This window comes from Streptomyces milbemycinicus, from assembly GCF_002154605.1.
Classification (GTDB): Bacteria; Actinomycetota; Actinomycetes; order Streptomycetales; family Streptomycetaceae; genus Streptomyces; species Streptomyces milbemycinicus.
Window position 1 is genome coordinate 1 of the sequence record NZ_MUNE01000916.1, and the last position, 2,872, is coordinate 2,872.

The following is a 2,872-nucleotide window of genomic DNA, read 5'->3' on the forward strand; positions in this document are numbered from 1 at the left end:
ACGCCCACCCCGACCAGGGCGCGTCGCCCCCCAGCATCCGCCCCCCAACTCTGAAGCGGTTATTGCGAAGTTTTCGCTTCATATCTACGGTGAGGGCATGCGACCGAAGCACAAGCCCGAGCGGATCACCGAGCTGTCACGGCTGCGGGCGTTCATGAACCCGCTGCGGATGCAGCTCTACCGGCTGCTGTACGCCGCGGGCACCGCGACCGCCTCTCAGCTCGCCGAGCATGTCGACGAAACGCCGTCGCTGGTCAGCTACCACCTGCGGAAGCTGTCCGAGCACGGGTTTGTGACCCAGGCGAGCGGCCAGGGCACCGACGGCCGCGAGCGGTGGTGGCAGGTGGCGTCCGAGGAGGGCTGGGGCTTCCGCGACTCGGACTTCGCGGACACGCCCGAGGGCGCCGCCGCGGTCAGCGCCGTGACCCGCGGCATCTTCGACACCCGCATCGCCCAGTACCGCGCGTATCTCGACCAGAAGTCCGCCTGGGGCAAGGCGTGGACCGACGCGTCCTTCACATCCGAGTGGCTGCTCGACCTCACCCCGGCCGAACTCGCCGAGATGAGCGACGAACTCGAGGCGCTGGCCCGGCGCTGGCGGGAGCGCGGCAACGCCGCCAAGGCGGCAGGCGACACCGAGGACCGCGAGCACGTGTCCGTGCACCTCTACGGCTTCCCCTTCCGGCCCTGACACAGCCGTATCCGCGACTTACCGGAGCCCAAAAGCCCAGGAGCCCAGGAGCCCACCATGGCCACCACAGATACAGCCCCGCCCGAACACGCCACCACACCGGCCCACCGCGACGGCAACGTGCTGCGCTGGCTCACCGCGTACACCGTCTCCCTCGTCGGCGACAGCGTGTACTTCGTCGCCCTGGGCTGGTCCGCCCAGAAGGCCGCCGGCCCTACCGAAGTCGGCCTCGTCATGGCCTCTGGGGCGCTCCCACGGGCGTTACTCATGCTCGCCGGGGGCGTGGTGGCCGACCGGTTCGACCCCCGCCGGGTGATTCTCGGCAGCGACGCGCTGCGCTGTCTCCTCATCCTGGCCGTGGCCGCCGGCATCGCGCTGACGGCGCCGGCCCTGTGGATCCTGGTCGCGGTGGCGCTCGTCTTCGGCGCCGTCGACGCGCTGTTCGTACCCGCCGTCGGTGCCCTCCCACCCCGGATCACCAGCCCTGACCAGCTGGCCCGGGTCACCGGCATGCGCTCGCTGTCGATGCGCCTCGGCCAGATCGCGGGCCCGCCGATCGGCGGCCTGGCCATGGGACTCGGTGGACCCGCGGCCGCCTTCACCGTCGCCGGCCTGCTCTTCGCGCTGTCCCTGCCGCTGCTGCTGACGATACGGATACGGTCCCTCGTGACGCCCGACGCCGAGCGGCCGGAGCCGGGCACCGCGCGACAGGACCTGCTCGACGGCCTGCGCTACATCCGCCGCCACCGCCTCATCGGCCCGCTCGTCGCCGCCGGCGCCGTCTGCGAACTCGGGCTCACCGGCACCCTCAACGTCGGCATGGTGCTCCTCAACGCCGAACGCGGCTGGGGCCCCTCCGGCTACGGCTGGATCGTCAGCAGCTTCAGCGCAGGAGCCGTGGCCAGCGCCGCGCTGCTCGCCATCGTCGGCTGGCTGCCCCGTGCCGGCCTCATGATGGCCGGGACGCTGCTCGTCGGCTGCGCGGGCGCGGCCACCATCGCGCTGGTGCCCACCCTGTGGCTCGCCGCGGTACTGGCCGCGGTCGTCGGGCTGAACGCGGGCGTCTTCGGCAGCCTGGACAACGCCCTCATCCAGACCGCGGCGGACCCGGCCTATCTCGGCCGGGTCACCTCCGTCGTCATGCTCACCATGGTCGGCCTCGCGCCCCTCAGCTATCCGCTGGTCGGCGCCGCCATCGGAGTCTGGGGCGCCGCCCCGGTGTTCATCAGCTGCGGCGCCTTCGCCGGCCTGGGCGCGGCCATGGCCCTGGCCTCCGACGCGGTGCGGCACGCCGAACTGCCCCGGCGGCGGCCGGGCGTGGCCCCCTGAGCCATCCGCCACCTCCCCGGGCCCATCCCAGGGCCCAGGCCCGGCAGGCGCTGCGAGCGTCCGGCAGACCACGGAGAAGATGGGGCGAGCCATGGTCCGGGTGCTGCTGGAGGAGATCGAGTCCCAGGGTGAGCGCACATCGAAGCGGCCACAGTTGGTGCTGCCGACCGAACTGGTGCGGCGGGGATCGTCGTAGGTGCCGTAGCCCACCGCATCTGCGGCAGGTGCGCTGCGGGTTGGCTGCGCTTCGCTTCGCCCGCGCCTGTGCGCCGTCTCGCGGCATTCGGCTCGGGCGGGTGCAAGTTTCGTCTCGGACCCTCCGGGTCCAAGACGAAACGTGGCCGTCATCGGGCCGGGACGGTGCCTCCCGCGCCGAGTACGGCCCTCTCGCGGCCCGAGGCCCGGGACACGGGCCCCCGACAGCACAGCATGGCGGTCGCCCGGTGACCGCCAACACCCGAACCACGCCTGCCCCCTCCCCGGGGCCCGGGTGCGCTCTGTGCGCCACCCCCGGGGGCTTCGGGCCCCATGACCCCGCCGACCCGCACTCGGGCCTGTGCCCTGCGTGCATCACGGCCGGCAAGCCCACCCGCGAGGGCCTGGAAAGCGCGGTGGTCATCGTGGCCGGACAGCCCCTGGCAGGGGCTGAATCCCTCGAACTCGCCACCGCCGCGCCGGAAGAACTTGCCTACCACCTGGGCGCGGTGAAGCGGAGCCTGCGCACCGTGCTCCAGCTCCTCGCACCGGTCACGGGAAAGGGAGCCGCGTGAACACCGACAACCGACCCGCCCGGGGCGAACGGCCGAAGATGACGATGCGCGTCTACACCGTCGCGCGCGACGGTGTAGACGC

3 protein-coding genes and 1 pseudogene are annotated in these 2,872 nt (G+C 72.6%); all 4 read left to right on the forward strand.

Annotation, left to right across the window (positions count from 1 at the left end; all coding sequences use genetic code 11):
* The first annotated feature begins 97 nt into the window (after window positions 1–97).
* Window positions 98–691, forward strand: a complete 594-nt coding sequence (locus CCN51_RS48815) for a winged helix-turn-helix domain-containing protein (RefSeq protein ID WP_014177171.1) — start codon at window positions 98–100, stop codon at window positions 689–691.
* Window positions 692–748: 57 nt separating this feature from the next.
* On the forward strand, window positions 749–2,020 hold the full coding sequence (locus CCN51_RS48820; RefSeq protein ID WP_014177172.1) for an MFS transporter: 1,272 nt from the start codon (window positions 749–751) through the stop codon (window positions 2,018–2,020).
* A 64-nt stretch (window positions 2,021–2,084) separates the two neighbouring features.
* Window positions 2,085–2,216, forward strand: a pseudogene (locus CCN51_RS53980) (substrate-binding domain-containing protein); the annotation flags it as partial.
* Between the two features lie 247 nt (window positions 2,217–2,463).
* The gene (locus tag CCN51_RS53985; RefSeq protein ID WP_106436380.1) at window positions 2,464–2,790 is read left to right on the forward strand and encodes a hypothetical protein; all 327 of its coding nucleotides are present in this window, start codon (window positions 2,464–2,466) and stop codon (window positions 2,788–2,790) included.
* Window positions 2,791–2,872 lie beyond the last annotated feature (82 nt).